An 18,326-nucleotide genomic window follows, 5' to 3' on the forward strand; every position below is an offset into this window, starting at 1 on the left:
ACCAATAATTTTGATTAATTTCAGTAACAAGGTGTAGCTAGCTGTACATAAATCAAGTTTATTCTAGCCTTCAATTCATTGCCAGCTAAAATTAATCGAAGTTCATGAGTTGACTAGTTTTTTATAATTTATACCTTTATGATTTCTACTCAACTGGTAATTTATTGTATAAATCCACACTGTAATAGCCCGATTAATCCTATAGGGGATAGTGTTTGTGCCAGTTGCCAAACTCCTTTAGTTCACCGCTATCTGTGGGCGACTGGCTCATTGTCTGCTCAAATCTCACCAGGTACAAAGGTTGCAGACAGGTATGAGGTAATTAAACAACAGATTTGGCTGGATACTCAACCGGGACTACCGCCAGATGTAGCTGAAGAATTGCCAACGGAAGTAATTCCTTATCTACGGCTATATCAAGAGCGGTTACATCTGCCCCAGGCTTATGGGTTTGCTAGTAATCTTGAGGAAGATATAACTGATATCCTCTTATTGGAAAATGTGCCGATAGATAAGACAGGAAATATCTATCCAACTATTGTTGAGGCATGGGAGCAAGCTACGGCGGTACGACAAGTTTATTGGCTGTGGCAAATTCTCCAACTTTGGACACCTCTATCAGAATTGGGACTTAGCCAGAGTTTATTGGTAACAGATAACTTGAGAGTCCAAGGGTGGTGTGTGCGACTGTTAGAACTCTACCAAACACCAGCAGATGAGAAGCTGAGTTTACAAAATCTGGGGGAGTGTTGGCAGTTTTGGGTAGCGTCTGCAAAGACATCAGTAGCCAAAGGGTTACAGAATATAGTGCAGGAGATGTGTGAAACGGAGATTGAGTTAGAGGCGATTAATATTCAACTCAATAATTTACTACTAGCATCTGCTGCGGAATTGCCATTAGTCTTGAAGGTGGCAGGTTCTACAGATATTGGCCCAATTATGGCGCAAAATGAAGATGCTTGCTACCCCAATGCTTTGAGTGATTTAGATGAATCTTTATTGCGCCATTTGTCGATTGTTTGCGATGGCATTGGTGGACACGAAGGCGGGGAGGTTGCCAGTAAGTTAGCAGTGCAGTCTGTAAAGTTGCAAATTCGCGCCTTATTAGCTGAGGTGACAGAACAAACTGTACTTGTAGCACCGGAGTTGTTGCAGGAACAATTAGAAGCAAGCTTACGGGTAGTAAATAATCTGATTTGTGCCCGCAACAATGAACAAAAACGCCAGGGCAGAGAACGCATGGCTACAACTATTGTCATGGCGGTGCAAGTTCCGCAACGAGTGCAGACAAGTACTGGCTGGCAATCAAATAATACCCATGAACTTTACTTGGCTAATGTTGGGGATAGCCGTGCTTATTGGATTACTCGCAATTATTGCCAGCTACTCACAGTAGATGATGATGTGGCAACGCGGGAAGTACGTTTTGCTAAAAGCTTGTATCGAAAGGCACTTTTAAGACCAGATGCTAGTGCTTTAACTCAAGCATTGGGAACAAGAGATTCAGAATCTTTGCGTCTCAAGCTTCAGCGATTTATTGTTGAAGAAGATGGCATCTTGCTACTGTGTTCTGATGGTTTAAGTGATAATAACTGGGTAGAACAATCTTGGCAGGATTATGCAATACCCGTGTTAACTGGTGAATTGACAGTTGAAGATGCTGTCTACAACTGGATTAACTTGGCAAATGAAAAAAATGGGCGTGATAATACGTCGGTTGTTCTCACTTATTACCGTGTCTCCCCAGAATACTTAGTACCTGTGACTCCGGCGTTGCCAGAAGAGATTATAGAAACAGAAATACAAGAGGAACCAGAAGATTCAGAGGAACAGGAGAAAGAAGAGGAATTAATTTTCTTTACAGAAAGTTCGCGATCGCTGCTAGATTTGGATCTAGATTTGGAGCTTTCAGAGGAACCACCTCTTAGCCCAGATATTCCACCAACCTTAATTACAAAACCTAATCTGGGTAAACCTTTGGTAATCCTGGGGGGAATATTAGCGTTGCTTATGGGGGGCACAAGTCTGGGATTATTTGCTTGGTGGCAAATTAATCCTCAAGGATTCCAACAGATGTGTCGGCAACTTCCCCAAAGAGTGCAGCAAGTCTGTCCGACTGGAAAATAGGAATTGGGGAATAGGTTATACCGAAATATTGTCATGTTGATGAGGAATATTCCAGTATTGATAAGGAATATTGTAATGTTGATGACAAATATTGCAATATTCCTTATGGATGTCGTAATGTTGATGAGGAATATTGCAATATTGATAAGGAATATTTTAATGTTGCTCAGAAATATTACAATATTCATTATCAGTGTTGCAATGTTGATGAGGAATATTGCAATGTTGGTCAGAACGGCTGCTATATTCAGGATGACGGACAGTAAAGTGGCGATAACTAGTGAGTCAATATTAGGTTAGCGATCGCACCACAGAAGACTAAATTAATATTTCGGATAAGTCTCCAGCAGGTGTTTAAACACTGCTAAAGCTTGCACATACAGCGGCTCGGCTTGATCGTGGCGTCCTTGAGAATCATAAAGTGACGCTAGGTTGTTCAGGCTAGTGGCAACAGAAGGATGTTTTTCTCCCAATAGCCGTTTTCTCTGTTTTAAAGCTTCCAATAACAACTCTTCGGCTTGGTCATAGCGTCTTTGATAATAGTAGAGTTCTGCTAGTTCTTTCAGGCTGGTGGCGACAGAAGGATGTTTTTCTCCCAGCAGCCGTTTTCTCTGTCCTAAAGCTTCCAATAACAACTCTTCGGCTTGGTCATAGCGTCCTTGATAATAGTAGAGTTCTGCTAGTTCTTCCAGGCTAGTGGCAACAGAAGGATGTTTTTCTCCCAGCAGCCGTTTTCTCTGTGCTAAAGCTTCCAATAACAACTCTTCGGCTTGATCATAGCGTCTTTGATAATAGTAGAGTTCTGCTAGCTCCTCCAGGCTAGTGGCGACAGAAGGGTGTTTTTCTTCCAGCAGCAGTTTTCTCTGTCCTAAAGCTTCCAATAACAACTTTTCGGCTTGGTCATAACGTCCTTGATAATAGTAAAGTCCTGCTAGCTCTTCCAGGCTAGTGGCGACAGAAGGATGTTTTTCTCCCAGCAGCCGTTTTCTCTGTTTTAAAGCTTGCAGAAACAGCACTCCGCGGTTAGGCTTGGTCATAGCTTCCTTGATAATAGTAGAGTTATGCTAGCTTCTTCAGGCTGGTGGCAACAGAGGCATCTTCTTCTCCCAAAGGGGTTTGCACCGTTGATAAAAGTTGCTCATCTCAAACTGCTGCCATCAGCGCTCAATCTGTATTTATGTAGCATTACAGATATCTGCTTGATCTTATGTTTTACACAGGTTTGAGATGTATAAGATGAATATATAAAGTTTGAATTGATTACAAATATTTAAAAATCTTGCCAAATTTAGAACAGCCAAACTATATCCTGACTTCCATCAGTTTTTCAATCCCTGCACTTATATAAGAAAAGAAAGCGATCGCAACGCATCTGCCATGTACGAAAATTGGTAAGAGAGTTGACCTGGGGAACATCCTAGAGTGAAGATAAAAGAGTTAAATGTGCCGTTGCACCCCGATGAAGCGTCAAGAAATAGCTGATTAAATCAAATTCTCAGCGATTTAATCATATATTTTGTAGCAGATACTTGTGGAAAACAAAATGCTAGATGTAAATGTTGTGATGAAAGTTGGCGATCGCGTCCGCGTTAAAGATTCGGTAGTGGTGTATCATCATCCTGAACATCGGAATCAGCCTTTTGACATCAAAGGCACAGAAGGCGATGTCATCGGTATTGCCACCCAATGGCGAGACAGACCAGTAAGCGCTAATCTGCCGATTGTAGTCCAGTTTAGTAAAAAGTTTAAAGCCCATTTACGTGAAAATGAGTTAGAAGTCATCTAAATCACTTATCGGCGGCGAAACCACTGGAAAATATTCAGTTCGCCGCGCATTTTTTTAAGCTCTTGGCGGTTTTGTTCTGCTGTTGTATAATACCAATCACAATAACGCTGAAACTCTGACCGTGACCGAACTTCGTGGTAAAACTGATGGGTTGTTTGGTAAGAGGCAAAAGCTTCCTCAACTTGGTGTTGAGGGGATGGCATAATATAAGGTAAATTTTTAGACATAAAGTAAAGAGTCGGGGTTGGAAGTTTTGAATTTAGGCAATTACCAGGCTAATCCTAGTGGATAAAAAAATAGTGGTATTAATTTGGATAGATATAAAAACATATTATTGGGGCATGGGGAATAGCAGATGAGGGAGTGGGAAAAGAAGAACTATTGCCCAAAGCCCAATGCCCAAATTACTACTTTTCCCAAAACTTGAAATTGAAACTACTTCCAGCACCACGACGGTAACGGCGGCCGACTCTTCTTGTTTGGCGTTTGTTTATCCTCTCGTTCGTTGGTTCAACTTCGATCTCTTCTGACTCTTCAACTTGTAACTGAGTTCTAGTTTCTTCCTTACTTCCCCACCAAGCAGTAATCCAGCCTCCAGCTAAAGCGCCTATTCCACCCAGCAAGATACTCATGGGTGCTGGATAGCCCAAATATACAAAGCCCAGCATAAAAAATAACCAGTATTTCAATCCTGTATCGACACCATCAGAGGAGGCGACAGCTGGAGTCTGGGGGCTATTATCGGTTAAATTTGCGATCCAGCTTAAGATGAAACCGCCCATGATTCCTAAGAAGATGCTCAGGGCTGGTGCAGAGCCGGTCATTATTAATATAAATGTTAAAAATGCCCCAAATAATAGTTGAGAAAAGAAGCTGGGAGAAATACTGAAAAAGTCGTTCTTTTTGTCTGCCATAGAATCAAAAACTTATTAACTAATTACTAAGTAGTAATTCGTAATTTTCGATTCAATTACGAATTACGTTAGCGCAGCGGTAGCGAGTCCGCGTACTCTGTAAGAGTTGCAAGCTACGCTTTTAGCGTCTGTCTGCGACACGCTGTTCGCGTTCGTAGAGAGCGTCATTACGAATTATTTTAATTGTGCCTGTTGTGGTTGAGTTGTATCCCAAATCTTTACATAAGGTTGTTCCTCTTCAGTAAAAGGTTCAGCTTGTTTGATTTGTGAGGCTAATAAATCGGCGGTGGCATCAGCAATATCACCAGTGCGATTGTTCAAACGTTCTTTTAGAACTTCAAGTGGTGCTGTGCATTGGATAATCTGAATAGGAAGTTGGTGCTTTGTAGCTTGGGCGATCGCTTCTTGCCGTAACTGCTGTCTATCATACTTGGCATCTAAAATTACTGCAAAACCTTGTTGAGCCAGGATAATTCCCAATTCCAACAGCCGTGTGTAAGTTTTCTCGGTCATCTCCGGTGTATACAAATCATCGCCACCCCGTTCCCACAAAGGAATTCCCCCTAAATGCTTCCGCACCGCATCAGAACGCAGGTGAATCGCTCCCTGCTGACGGGCTAAAGACCTTGCTGTGGTACTTTTACCAGAACCCGACAACCCCGACATCAAAATTAGTTGTCCCAAGTTTGGTTTAGTGTATTCCCAAGCCTGTTTGTAATAGTCAGCGGCGGTTTTTGTCGCTTCTGACTTTACCGTCGCCGGTACACTCGGATCGTCTAGCAAAAAAGATGTCACCTTTGCCCGAACATAAGCCTGACGACTTAAATATAAGGGCAGCACCTGTAAGCCTTCCCAGTCTCCAGTTTGCTCTATATAGGCATTCAAAAACGCATTACCCAAGTCTTTGCGCTGCCGAGCTGACAAATCCATCACCGTAAACGCCACATCGTACATCACATCGACAAAGCGAAACGGCTCATTAAACTCAATGCAATCGAACAACAAGATTTTATCGTGCCACAGGGCAATATTTCTCAGGTGTAAATCCCCGTGACATTCACGAATATAGTCGTTGTGAATTCTGCTAGCAAATAATTCTGGACGTTCAGCAAAAAAGTTATCTGTATATTGCTTTGTTTCTGTAAATTGCGCCTGAGTCTGGGGGCCACCAATATACTTCTCAGTTTGCTGATAATTCTCATCAAAGGCAGCCCGAACATTTGGCACTTCACCAAAAGTGCGAATGTAATCATTCGTCTGAGCTTCGGCATGATATTGAGCCACCACCCGTCCCAACTCTTCTAGGCGTGTCTCATTTAACTTACCTTCTTCAAAAAGTGTACTTAATAGCGACTCTTGAGGAAACTGGCGCATCTTCAGCACATATTCTACAGCCTCGACAGTTCCCCCTAACTGATATTGCTCTCCCACCAAAGTTATAGGCAAAACTTCTAAATACAGTTCACCAGCACCCCGCTGATTTAACCGTAATTCTTCCTGACAAAAATGCTGCCGCTTATCTAAGGTAGAAAAGTCCAAAAAGCCAAAATTCACAGGTTTTTTCAGCTTATAAGCGTAATCCCCAGTTAACAGCACATAAGAAATGTGGGTTTGAATTAGTTGAATAGGTTCAGTTACCGGATGTGGATAAAATCCCGGCTGCAACATTTGCTGAATTAAAGCTGGAAGAGTCGCTTCTGTCATCTCTGTCCTCTGCGCTCTCTGCGCCTTTGCGGTTCAAATACAAAAAAACCAGGAGTTCCCCCCTGGTATCATCAAAAATTATTACACAGTTTATCTAGCTTAAGAAGCTGCTTCAGTTTCAGTTTCTGTCCCAGCATCTTCAGCGCTAATTTGCGGTGGCAAAACGCTGACAACAAGTCGCTCCAATTCAGCTAGAGGTGTAACACCTTCAGGAAAGGGTATATCACTAATACTCAAGCTGTCTCCAATTTGCAAGTTAGAGACATCGATTTCGATGACATCTGGGATGTTTTCTGGCGCACAACTCACTTGCAATTCGCTGATTACGGTGTCTAAGACACCACCCTCTTGTTTAACACCAACAGCAGTTCCCACAAAACGCAGCCGAACTTCTACAGTGGTGTCGCCGTGGCCAGCAACCGCGAAAAAGCTGAGGTGGTAAGGCGTACCTTTTGCGGGATGGATCTGAAGTTCCCGCAGTAGGGCTTTGCCGCGCCAAGGTGCATCAGCAACATTTAACTCAATCAATGTATTGTTGACTGAAACTCTTTTGAGCAAGCGCTCAACAGTTTTAGCATCAATGGTCAAAGAAATGGATTCTGTACCCTTATGACCATACAAATTGGCAGGGATCAATCCAGAACGGCGCAAAGCTCTTGGCTTGCTGCCTTCTGGACGTTTTTGAGATTCGACTGTAATAGTCATAGAAGTTGTCCTTTGTCATTAGTCATTAGTCATTAGTCATTAGTCATTAGTCATTAGTCATTAGTCCTTTGCTAATGACTAATGGCCAATTTACGCACTGAGCAGGGTAGCAGGTGTGCCGTCGGCCTGCAATAAAGCACGTTTGGGCCCGTGGATGGGGTCTTCTACGATTATGGTTTGATCGCGGCTTGCTCCTAGTGAGACGATCGCGATCGGGACTTCCATCAATTCAGCGAGGAATTTTAGATAGTCCAGTGCTTGCTGTGGCAAGTCTTCCAGGGTGCGGCAGTGAGTTGTTGACACTTTCCATCCTGGTAAGGTTTTGTAGATGGGGCGACATCTCGCAAATTGACGAGAACTTGTGGGGAAGTGTTCGCTGCGTTGGCCATCTATGTTGTATGCGACACAAACTTGGATTTCCTCTAATTCATCGAGAACATCTAGTTTAGTGAGCGCCATACAATCCATGCCGTTAATCCGCACGGCATAGCGACCGATGACAGCATCAAACCAGCCACAGCGCCGTTTGCGTCCGGTGGTTGTGCCAAATTCGGCACCGCGATCGCACAACAATTCTCCCAACTCTCCATCCAATTCCGTGGGAAATGGCCCCTCTCCCACCCGCGTTGTGTAGGCTTTCGACACTCCAATTACCCGGTCAATCATTGTCGGCCCTACCCCTGCACCAACGCAAGCCCCCCCGGCCACCGGGTTAGAGGAGGTGACATAAGGATAAGTTCCATGATCTAGGTCAAGGAGCGTACCTTGTGCGCCTTCAAACAAAATATTCCGCCGTCGCTGAATCGCATCGTATATTTTTAACGATGTATCAATCACGTAAGGGCGCAAGCGTTCTGCATAACCCAAATACTGTTCAATCACCTCTTGTGCATCTAGAGGCGGCAAGTTGTAAAGCTTTTCTAAAATGACGTTTTTATAATTAATCGTCCACTCCAACTGCTCACGTAGCCCATCCGGGTTCATCAAGTCTAAAACCCGAATGCCTGTACGTTCAGATTTGTCAGCATAAGTCGGCCCAATGCCCCGACCTGTCGTACCGATCTTATAGCTTCCCCGTCGTTCTTCCGATGCCTGGTCAATCAATCGATGATAAGGCATTGTGACGTGGGCTGTCTCAGATATCAGCAGGTGGTCAGTGGAAATATTTAATTCTTTTAGTTGGTCGAGTTCTGCGATCAAAATCTGTGGATCGATGACTGTTCCACAGCCGATAATGCAATCGGTATTTGGATACAAAATACCCGAAGGAATCAAGTGCAGCTTAAAGGTCTGACCTTTGACTACAATTGTGTGTCCAGCATTGACACCCCCTTGGTAACGCACCACAACATCTGCGGAACGGCTGAGTAAGTCTGTTATTTTACCTTTTCCTTCATCGCCCCATTGGGCACCTATGACAATGACGTTAGCCAAGAGCTTATATTAAGAAGTAAAGTTTCCACAAACTATAATTATTAACATATTGCGTGAATCATGTCAATAATCAAAGCAGTTTGCTGAAGTTAAGATTTCCACACTCAACACAGAGTCCAGTGTAAAAGCTATGACCCTGTAAAAAAGTTGTCTTGCAGACAATGCAACGTGGTGATTTGGTCTTTAGTCATTTTTGGTATTATTGCCTACTCTCTGTTAATAGGCAACTTATCTGATCTAAACTGCATTGCCCAGATGACTGTAAAAATGAATTTATCTTAAAAACTAGCGGATTTATTTGTGACTATTATGTATAAATCATCATCCCAAAAAATCCAAATATTTACAACTTTAAGAGATTGTATTTTGTTACCTGTGCTGTCACAATCATTAAAATATTCTCAGTATTTACTTTTAATCTTTAATTTTAACTGATGGAGGGCATCTGCGGCAGAAAGGGCGATCGCATGAGCAAAAAATGGTATCGAGTCCAAAAGCTGAAAGCAATATTTGTTCTAGCATTGGCAGTTGTATTTACTAATGCTGTAGTCTCATACAGCAACACTGTGAAGCTGATTCACAATCAGCAATGGGTGACAGACTCATATAAAGTTATTACCCAACTTGAAAGTATCCAATCTACACTCAAAGATACGGAAACTGCACAACGTAATTACCTAATTACAGCAGATGCAGATGATTTACAAACTTATCTTGTAGCCGAGCAACAAACTAATAGCAATATTCAGATTCTCAGCAAATTAACTGCCGAGAAGCATCAAAAGCAGCAGTGGATTTCTTGGCTGGAGCCGAAAATTACCAACAGGCTCAACATTCTGCAACAAGAAATTTACCTCAGACAAAATCAGGGATTAGAAGCAGTTCGGCAGCTAATCTTATCTGATAAAGATAAGCAAATCGGCAAAGAAATCCAACAGCTGATTCACGACTCTTTAAAAGCGGAGCAAAATTTGTTACATCAGGGAATGCAGCAGTCACAAGCAAATTCCCAAAAAGCGATAGTGACATTTTTTATTGCTGCTATTGTGGATTTGGTGCTGGTAGCGCTGCTATATGACTTGTTGTGGCGTTATATCAGGCAACTTCAGCAAACGGAACTGGCCTTACGCCAAAGCGAAAATCGTTTACGAGCGATGATAGATGCAGAACCAGAATGCATCCAGTTAATTGCTAGGAATGGCACCCTTTTAGAAATTAATGCAGAAGGGCTGGCAATGATGGAAGTGGAAAGTGCCGATGTATTAATTGGTAAACCAATTGATGTTGTAATTGTGCCAGAGTATAAAGCAGCCTTTGCCGACTTGCATGAAAGTGTCTGCGAAGGTAACAAGGGGACTTTGGAGTTTGAAATCGTGGGATTTAAAGGCATCCGCCGCTACATAGAAACTCATGCCGTACCACTGCGTAACGAATCTGATGGGACGTTCATCCATTTGGCAGTGATGCGAGATATAACCCAGCAAAAACAGGCACAACAGAAAATCTCTGAACAAGCAGCGCTGCTGGATGTATCAACTGACGCGATTCTGGTGCGAAATATCCACAACCAAATCTTAGTTTGGAATAAAGGTGCCCAGAATCTATACGGCTGGAAGGCTGAGGACGTTGTGGGTAAGAATGTTTTGCAACTTTTGTATAAAGAGATTTCACCACAGCTAGAAGATGCTTACTTGAGGGTGATGAATACGGGTGAGTGGCGGGGTGAGTTGCATCAACTGACAAGGGAAGGCAAAGTAATTATCGTTGAAAGTCGGTGGACACTGATCCGAGATGATAATGGACAACCCAAATCCATTTTGAGTGTGAACACTGAGATTACCCAGCAGAAACAACTAGAAGCTCAACTTCTGCGATCGCAACGTTTGGAGAGTATCGGTACTCTAGCTGGCGGTATCGCTCATGACCTCAACAATATATTATCCCCAATTTTAATGTCAGTTCAACTGTTGCAGAAGAAATTGCCTGATTCGCAGAGTCAGCAAATACTGCAAACTTTAGAAAATAATGTTAAACGCGGTGCTAATTTGCTCAAGCAAGTGTTATCTTTTGCACGGGGTATTGAAAGCAAACGGACAATTGTCCAAATTCAGCCATTGATGGCAGAATTTGAGCAAATTATCGCTCAAACATTCCCCAAATCTATTATCTGTCAAATAGATATCCCCAAAAATCTCTGGTACGTCCGTGGAGACACAACTCAACTGCATCAGGTGTTGATAAATTTAGTAATCAACGCCCGCGATGCCATGCCCAATGGCGGTATTTTAAGGATTGTGGCGGAAAATCTGGTGATTGGTGAACATTCTACCCAGATAAACATTGATGCGAAAGTGGGTTCTTATATTGCGATCGTGGTAACGGATACTGGTATGGGGATGTCCTCGTCAGTTCAGCAACGGATTTTTGAACCATTTTTTACTACCAAAGACGTAGGCAAAGGTACAGGTTTAGGACTTTCCACAGCGTTGGGTATTATTAAGAATCACGGTGGTTTTGTCAATGTTTACAGTCAGGTAAGCAGAGGTACTCAATTTACAGTGTACTTACCTGCCTCAACATTCAGAGATACACATTCGCTGTCTCAAGAATTGGAATCGGTTATAGGAGATGGCTAATTGATTTTGGTGGTGAAAATATCACAGACTACAAAAATTCTATCAACCAAAACTTTCTGCCCACGTTGGAAATTGGTTAATAGAAATAAAAAATATTAGTTGATATGATAAGCCGTAATCACTATTCTCTTGTCTGAACTATATACGGACTCGACTCTTGGGTATTCGTTATGAATCCACCATACTTTTATTCTATTAGACTGTGCAGGTGCGCTACCTGAGATTGAATATCCTGCCTGAGTCATTAAGGTTTCAAAAGTATTTGAGTTGAGAACTGTACTTTTTAATTGCTGTTAGTCCCTGTATTTGATGTCTGTTTAGGGTCATAGCTACCCTGGTAAGTCGTAAAAATTCTATATCCTGGTAATACTAAAGCAATTCCAGTGTTACTGTGAATTTTACCGGGATATTTATAGGGAATATCATCTGGTACGCTCCCACCAATGCGAATACTAAAACCAAGTAGCCATATATACAAACCAGGTAGTAGTAAATCCATGCTATATGCGATCGCTCTCATTGCCTCATTTTCTTTGAAAGAAGCAGAATTTCTAGCTATAGCGAATTTTTTGGAGATATTTTTTAGGTTTGTGGTTTCTAACATGGTCTTAGTTTCAATCCCCTCACGGGGATTTAGTAAGTTTGAAGCGTTTCAATCCCTATGAGGGATATAGCGGTTCTCAGTTGAGTGAGATAGAAGAACCCCACCCCCAACCCCCTCCCCGCTTGCGAGGAGGGGGCTATGACGTACCTCATGTGATTAGGAAACGCTATAAGGTGTTTTGCAACTATGTAAATAGTGTAGGGTAAGTGTAGGGTAAATTTCAAGTGAAAAATCTTTAAAATGCTTATACTGCAAGGTGTGCGACAGTTATAGCCGAGTAGGGCTTTTGAGAGCATTTTTACCATCAGCCAAAAATTAGCGATCGCCCTGTAACAATGGGAACAGCACCTTTAAACGGTTAACTTATGCTTGTGTTTCTCCTGCACTATTTTTTTTTAAGACTTAACTTTGTTTGAGCTAACCACAAGTGGGTTTAAATGTGAGAAAAATTAAACTACTGAGTTTGATATTAATTAGTTTGGCAATGGCGTTATGGTTTAATTTGCGTTCCTCAACACCGTCAATATCGACTGTTGTATCTTCACCACCAAAAACTATCCGCTACTTCGAGCGCACTTTGCCCCAAAGCATCGCTCACATCGTGTTAATTCCAGCTAATAGCAGATTTTTGGTAACACCTGCACTATCACAGAAGGTAGCCACTGTAGAGGAATTTGCTCAAAAGCATCGAGCCGTAGCTATTTTGAACGCAGGCTTTTTTGACCCAGCCAACCAAAAAACTACATCTTATGTTGTCATACAAGGGAAGTTGGTGGCTAACCCCAAGGAAAACGAGCGACTGGTGAACAATCCCAACTTAAAACCTTATCTGGGTCAAATATTGAATCGCACAGAATTCCGTCGCTACTTATGTGGGCAAACTATCAGCTATTCCATTGCCCTACACAGTCAGTCACCACCAGCAGGTTGTCAGTTAGTCGATGCTATAGGTGCTGGTCCAAGCCTATTACCAGAACTGACGTTAGCAAAAGAGGGCTTTGTGGATAATGCCAATAAACGAGATGCACTTGGCAGCAACCAACCCAATGCCAGAACTGCCGTAGGTATCACTCGTGATGGCAGCGTTGTTTTAGTTATGGTGGCTCAAAAACCCTCGGCTGGCGCTAACTCTGGGATATCTTTGCCAGCATTAGCTGATTTGATGAAAACCCTTGGTGCTAATCAAGCGATGAATCTGGATGGAGGGAGTTCGTCTTCGCTTTATTACAAGGGCAAAACCTTTTACGGGAAGGTTAATTTGGAGGGAAATTCTATCAAGCGCCCGGTGAAGTCAGTTTTGCTGGTTCAGGAAAACTAGGGTCTAACGATACAACTGATGCAGTAAATTTAACTACGATAAAAATATGACACTTGCGTAAGTCCTATTTGAGCTATACCTACCCACTGGTAGATTTTTGCTATAGCATCAATCCCCTAATCCGAATTGAGTCACAATGATAATAGGCAATCATAGAGGGTGCTGTTATGCTTCGTCTAACTCAAATTATTCGGAACTTGTTCCTTCGTTTTGAAGGCTTGTTTGGTGTTTTATTCCAAAGTTTTTCTAATTTTTTCGGAAATTTATTTGGTTTTTTTGCCAAGCTTTTCGGATTCTCTCAGTCTGATTATTTCTTAGAATCTGATGAGGTGCAAGACATAAAGCAAGTTTCTACTAAACGGCCAATTGAAAAGGCTCAGGATAACAGTGTTAAAATTCCTACCAATAACCGCCGTCGTCCTAATGCCAAACTTGACGACTACTACCTCAATATGGCTCGTGATGTGAAAAAGAACTAACAAAAGCCAGCAATTGGAAGGTGATCTTAATAATGCCTAGAGGCATTCGTAATGCGGCTTGTGGTTAAACATCGCTTAGGGTGAAAGCTTTGCGCCATCACACTCCCAATTTTTCCTCTCAGAATTTTATAAATTACTGTCGCCTGCATTGGTATGGTGTGAGGGCGCTTTTATGGAAAATCATTCAGCCGCAATTAACAGATTTGTATGTGCGTAAGCGTAGCCCGCCGCTGGCATCGCACCTTTAATCAGAAAAATATCCAGTTTGAGGCTGGACAAGAGCTAGAGAGCTTTTTGAAATCGAATATTTACTTGATTTTTAACTTACTAAATCAACCAAGGCGGTGCTGCGAAAGCGGACTATAGATGAAACTGAGCAGCCGCGATAATTCTCAGAAGTGAATACTGATAGTGTGATATTAGCTTGACCGGGATCTAAAATGCGTTTTACCTTGCAGGTTTGCATTTTGTTGTTGCAGTAAGCAATAATGCGATCGCCAGCCTTGACTTCCAACGCTTGAATTTTCAATTAATACCAACCTTGCCCAGGAATTTGCTTAGTTAAAGGAAAAATATATTGCTATACTTCAGTTCTTCAACAATAGCAATGTTTCTTTAAGTGTAACACAAAAATTAAAATCTTCAAATCGTATCAATTTAATCTTGATAATGTCAAGTTTATTTATACTCAAAACACTATAGAAATGCTGGATTTTCAGAAAATCAGCATAAAATCCCAACTTTCGCGCCGCCTCTATTCATAAATCCAGATGGCGGGAAACCTCTGCTCTAACTTCTCTGGAACTAAATTTTTTCGAGTACAGATTTTTTCTTTCTATGTTTTTGTTACAATTATTGAAATTTGTACCTATAAATACCACTATGGCTTTATATGCTGAATTACATAGACACTTAGGCGGCTCGGTCGTACCACGAGTTTTATGGCGGTATTTCGAGCGGCATTCTTCGGAGTTAATTTCCCGCTTTGCTGACTATTCAGAATTTGAAGATTTTTATACCCGCCCACGCAACACCCTAGATGAGTATCTAGAATTACACACCTTGGTAGAAAGTGTGCAAACTGTGGACACTTTGCCTTACTTTATCTATCGCTTGCTGCGGGGTGCTTACATTTTTGAAAATTTGGCTTATCTGGAACTGCGCTACACTCCCTATTTACGGACACCTGAGCATCTGAGTCAATCGGAAAGAATTGACAAGATGGCAGAAATTGTGCAAGTAGTAGGACTTGCCAGCCACCAGCCAGAATATCCAATTGTTACTAGCCAAATTCTCTGTATGCACACGCGCCTACCTTATGAGGTGAACAAGGCGATTGTTGATTTGGCGGCGCAAAATAAACAGTATGTCTGTGCAGTAGATGTAGCGGGAGGTGATAGTTATTACGCCGATCGCTTACAAGAATGGATTAGCTTATATGATTATGCGCGATCGCTGGGCGTTAACACCACGGGACATCTATATGAAACTACCGCCGGTTGTTACCCAGAACTGTTACCATATTTAATGCGAATCGGTCACGGCATTCAAATTCCCCTACTATATCCAGAGCTACTTAATGATGTGGCTAAACGCGGACAGTGTTTGGAGGTTTGTCCGACAACTTACCTGAAAACTGGAACTTTGCAGGATATACGTCAACTCAAATTAGTTTTTGACCGTTGTTTTGATGCTGGGGTAGATATTGCTATTTGTACTGACAATGCTGGGTTGCACAATGTGCGTTTGCCATTTGAGTATGAGAATCTCTTGACTTACGACATTATTAATTTTGCACAACTACAAGCTTGTCAAGATGCAGCTTTCCGCCATGCTTTTGCTTGGCCTTACAGTCAACGTCCCGCATCCCTGTTGAACGGTTTACTGAAACCTGAACCAGCTAAAATTTTGTCCCTGAGAGATACTAATTAACGAATCGCCTAAAGATATTCATAAATTCAGGTGATTTAATGTTAATTAATGTTGCAATTAATAATTTTTTCTGATGCCATAGAAAAAGTTGTAATGCATAATAGATATCTTGCAATAATTAATGTTTTAGAAATTAAACCACAGATGCACACAGATAATTTATCAGTGTTTATTTGTGGTTCTTTTGTTGCTGAGAAAGGATTCTTGTTATAAGTCGTATATAGCGTGCCCCCAGAAGCTATAAACTATAATTTATGGCATCTACTATTCAAGCTCTACCAACAGAAGTTGTATATCTCATTACAGCTGGAGAGGTAATCGACTCTTTAGCTTCTGTGGTGCGGGAATTGGTAGAAAATTCCCTAGACGCAGGTGCAACGCGAATTGTGGTTTCTTTATGGCCGCAGCAATGGCAAATTCGTGTGGCAGATAATGGTTGTGGAATGAACCTAGATGATTTGCAACAAGCAGCCACAGCCCACAGCACTAGTAAAATTCGCTCTAGTGCCGATTTATGGAAAATTAACAGTTTGGGGTTTCGTGGTGAAGCGTTGCACAGTTTAACCACTCTGGCAGATTTGGAAATTTTGAGTCGTCCTGTGGGTGGAAAATTAGGATGGCGGATGATTTATGGCGATGGCGGGAAAGTTGTGGAAGTTGAAGTAACTGCGATCGCACCTGGTACAGTAGTTACAGTTTCTCATCTTTTTGGTAATTGCTCATCTCGTCGTCAGGGATTACCCACAGCAGCACAGCAAATGAAAGCCGTGCAAGCCACAATTCACCAAATCGCCCTCTGTCATCCCCGCGTCACCTGGCAGATTTGGCAAAATGATCGTCAATGGTTCACCATCTGTCCCGCTGCCACAACTGGGCAACTACTACAGCAGATTTTACCGCAGGTGCGACAAGGTGACTTGCAAGAAGTGAAATTAGAAATACCCAACCCTCCCCACTCCCCATTACCCCTTATCCCCAGAGGGGACTCCACCTTCCCCACTCCCCACTCAGCACTAAATTTAGTGGTAGGATTACCCGATCGCACTCATCGTCATCGTCCAGACTGGGTACGTGTAGCCATTAACGGCAGGATAGTGAAGACACCGGAACTAGAGCAAACGATATTATCAGCATTTCATAGAACATTACCACGCGATCGCTATCCAATTTGTTTCCTACATCTTGCCATTTCCCCCGATCAAATTAACTGGAATCGCAATCCAGCAAAAACAGAAATTTACCTTAACGAAATCATTTATTGGCAAGAGCAAATTACCCTGGCAATTAACCAAGCACTCAGCATCTCTTCTACCAATCTCAAAGAAGCTGTTCATACAACACGAGTTAGTAAATTACTCAAAGCCGCAGAAGCTAAAGGCGGTTACAATTTCAATCCTCAAAATCCCAACGAAAATCACCAAACTCCTAACTCCTTAAAAGCTGTCGCTCAAGTTAGCAACACTTATATTGTGGCGGAACATTCAGGTGGTATGTGGTTAGTGGAACAGCACATTGCCCATGAGCGAGTTTTGTATGAGCAATTATGCGATGATTGGCAACTCGTACCCGTCGAACCATCAATAATTCTTTATCAATTATCGCCAGCGCAAGTATTGCAACTGCAACGCATCGGTTTAGAAATAGAACCCTTTGGCGAACAACTTTGGGCAGTCCGTAATATCCCCGCACCTTTGCAGCCGCGAGACGATTGTGCAGAAGCAATTTTAGAACTTAGTTGGGGAGGCGACTTACAAACTGCCCAAGTAGCTGTCGCCTGTCGCAGTGCCATTCGTAACGGTACACCGATGAATCAACAAGAAATGCAGACACTTTTAGATAATTGGCAACGCACTCGCAACCCCCGCACCTGTCCCCACGGACGCCCAATTTATCTATCCTTAGAAGAATCAGCTTTAGCTCGGTTTTTCCGCCGTAATTGGGTAATTGGTAAAAGTCATGGAATTTAATCAGGACTTACGCAACTGGCACAGTGCGATCGCTAGACAGTAGTACATACGTATTCAATTAGCGAGAATGTGTTTGATTGGCTTGACTCGAATTAGTAACAATAATCAATAATGTATCTTGTTGTTCAAAATTTTCTGAGAAAATTGATAGAAGGTGCATCAAAAAGTTGGTTAGTGATGAGATTTACTAAACTTAATTATTGTCAATATTTACTGAGCAGCCAAATTAACTATACAATGACTAATCTAGCAGAACATTTGTCAAATATTAGTCATGATAAAATCAATTATTATTTAAAGAATGAAAAATTAACTCCTCGTTTACTTTAGAACAAAGTTTTTAGTAACTAACACTTTCGTATTTTAAGCGATAAAAAACCCCACTAACTTATAGAAAGTGGAGCGATTAATGTTACAAGTTTAGGAGTAAATCATCGATAAAATCGCTATTTGCGGTGGACAAGCGAAATTAGTCTAAAGCTTTCTTAAGTTCGTCTTTAATATTTTCTACGGTGTGAGAAACTTGGGCTTCAGCTTGCTTTGCTTGTCCTTCAGTTTTATCTTGGGGATTACCTGTTATTTCGCCCACAACCTCTTGAATTTTTCCTTCAATATTTTTTGCAGTCGCTTCTATTCTCTTTTCGGCACTCATGGTTTTTATCTCCAGCCTGTAGTTGATTCAGGGAACTCCAAAAATAAATTACTACTACTTGCAAAGTG

At 41.9% G+C, this 18,326-nt stretch carries 16 protein-coding genes and 1 pseudogene; 8 read left to right on the forward strand and 9 right to left on the reverse strand.

Features of this window, described 5'->3' with window-relative positions; genetic code table 11:
• The first annotated feature begins 138 nt into the window (after positions 1–138).
• Positions 139–2,127 (forward strand): protein phosphatase 2C domain-containing protein, encoded by a 1,989-nt coding sequence (locus V7K62_RS21975; protein ID WP_334867782.1) that lies wholly within the window; start codon positions 139–141, stop codon positions 2,125–2,127.
• Positions 2,128–2,450: 323 nt separating this feature from the next.
• Here V7K62_RS21975 and V7K62_RS21980 read toward each other — a convergent pair whose 3' ends face one another.
• On the reverse strand, positions 2,451–3,164 hold the full coding sequence (locus V7K62_RS21980; protein WP_334867784.1) for a tetratricopeptide repeat protein: 714 nt from the start codon (positions 3,162–3,164) through the stop codon (positions 2,451–2,453).
• 527 nt (positions 3,165–3,691) lie between these two features.
• On the opposite strand from V7K62_RS21980, the gene V7K62_RS21985 reads away from it, so the two are divergent.
• Positions 3,692–3,913: a ferredoxin-thioredoxin reductase variable chain gene (locus tag V7K62_RS21985; RefSeq protein ID WP_442937321.1), complete on the forward strand. Its 222-nt coding sequence runs from the start codon at positions 3,692–3,694 to the stop codon at positions 3,911–3,913.
• 5 nt (positions 3,914–3,918) lie between these two features.
• Here the strand turns inward: V7K62_RS21985 and V7K62_RS21990 are convergent, their stop codons facing one another.
• From V7K62_RS21990 to V7K62_RS22010, 5 genes are all read right to left on the reverse strand, one after another.
• Positions 3,919–4,140, reverse strand: coding sequence for a hypothetical protein (locus V7K62_RS21990; RefSeq protein WP_334867788.1), 222 nt, complete (start codon positions 4,138–4,140; stop codon positions 3,919–3,921).
• Between the two features lie 180 nt (positions 4,141–4,320).
• A complete protein-coding gene (locus tag V7K62_RS21995) occupies positions 4,321–4,827 on the reverse strand; it encodes a hypothetical protein (protein WP_334867792.1) in 507 nt (168 codons plus the stop codon).
• A gap of 174 nt (positions 4,828–5,001) precedes the next feature.
• Entirely contained in the window at positions 5,002–6,531 is a 1,530-nt protein-coding gene (locus V7K62_RS22000) for a bifunctional aminoglycoside phosphotransferase/ATP-binding protein (RefSeq protein WP_334867794.1), read from the reverse strand.
• 99 nt (positions 6,532–6,630) lie between these two features.
• Positions 6,631–7,236: a 50S ribosomal protein L25/general stress protein Ctc gene (locus V7K62_RS22005; protein WP_334867796.1), complete on the reverse strand. Its 606-nt coding sequence runs from the start codon at positions 7,234–7,236 to the stop codon at positions 6,631–6,633.
• Positions 7,237–7,326: 90 nt separating this feature from the next.
• Positions 7,327–8,670 (reverse strand): adenylosuccinate synthase, encoded by a 1,344-nt coding sequence (locus V7K62_RS22010; RefSeq protein ID WP_334867798.1) that lies wholly within the window; start codon positions 8,668–8,670, stop codon positions 7,327–7,329.
• A 434-nt stretch (positions 8,671–9,104) separates the two neighbouring features.
• On the opposite strand from V7K62_RS22010, the gene V7K62_RS22015 reads away from it, so the two are divergent.
• The gene (locus tag V7K62_RS22015; protein ID WP_334867800.1) at positions 9,105–11,306 is read left to right on the forward strand and encodes a PAS domain S-box protein; all 2,202 of its coding nucleotides are present in this window, start codon (positions 9,105–9,107) and stop codon (positions 11,304–11,306) included.
• Between the two features lie 283 nt (positions 11,307–11,589).
• Here the strand turns inward: V7K62_RS22015 and V7K62_RS22020 are convergent, their stop codons facing one another.
• Positions 11,590–11,910 carry a hypothetical protein gene (locus V7K62_RS22020; protein ID WP_334867802.1) on the reverse strand — a complete coding sequence of 107 codons (321 nt, stop codon included), beginning with the start codon at positions 11,908–11,910 and terminating at the stop codon, positions 11,590–11,592.
• A gap of 439 nt (positions 11,911–12,349) precedes the next feature.
• Here V7K62_RS22020 and V7K62_RS22025 point away from each other — a divergent pair, with 439 nt between their 5' ends.
• Positions 12,350–13,228, forward strand: a complete 879-nt coding sequence (locus V7K62_RS22025) for a phosphodiester glycosidase family protein (RefSeq protein ID WP_334867804.1) — start codon at positions 12,350–12,352, stop codon at positions 13,226–13,228.
• Positions 13,229–13,395: 167 nt separating this feature from the next.
• Positions 13,396–13,707, forward strand: a complete 312-nt coding sequence (locus V7K62_RS22030; RefSeq protein ID WP_334867806.1) for a threonine dehydratase — start codon at positions 13,396–13,398, stop codon at positions 13,705–13,707.
• 319 nt (positions 13,708–14,026) lie between these two features.
• On the opposite strand, the gene V7K62_RS22035 is transcribed toward V7K62_RS22030, so the two are convergent.
• Entirely contained in the window at positions 14,027–14,236 is a 210-nt protein-coding gene (locus V7K62_RS22035) for a hypothetical protein (RefSeq protein WP_334867808.1), read from the reverse strand.
• Between the two features lie 353 nt (positions 14,237–14,589).
• On the opposite strand from V7K62_RS22035, the gene V7K62_RS22040 reads away from it, so the two are divergent.
• The 3 genes and pseudogenes from V7K62_RS22040 to V7K62_RS22050 all read left to right on the forward strand — a co-directional run.
• Complete coding sequence (locus V7K62_RS22040) at positions 14,590–15,639, forward strand: adenosine deaminase (protein ID WP_334867810.1); 1,050 nt, start codon at positions 14,590–14,592, stop codon at positions 15,637–15,639.
• 254 nt (positions 15,640–15,893) lie between these two features.
• A complete protein-coding gene (mutL, locus tag V7K62_RS22045; protein WP_334867812.1) occupies positions 15,894–17,606 on the forward strand; it encodes a DNA mismatch repair endonuclease MutL in 1,713 nt (570 codons plus the stop codon).
• Between the two features lie 177 nt (positions 17,607–17,783).
• Positions 17,784–17,933 (forward strand): annotated as a pseudogene (locus V7K62_RS22050) (IS701 family transposase); the annotation flags it as partial.
• Positions 17,934–18,075: 142 nt separating this feature from the next.
• Here V7K62_RS22050 and V7K62_RS22055 read toward each other — a convergent pair.
• Positions 18,076–18,258, reverse strand: coding sequence for a CsbD family protein (locus tag V7K62_RS22055; RefSeq protein WP_334867814.1), 183 nt, complete (start codon positions 18,256–18,258; stop codon positions 18,076–18,078).
• Between the last annotated feature and the right edge of the window lie 68 nt (positions 18,259–18,326).

It is taken from the genome of Nostoc sp., assembly GCF_036917935.1.
In the GTDB taxonomy this organism is placed as follows: Bacteria; Cyanobacteriota; Cyanobacteriia; order Cyanobacteriales; family Nostocaceae; genus Nostoc.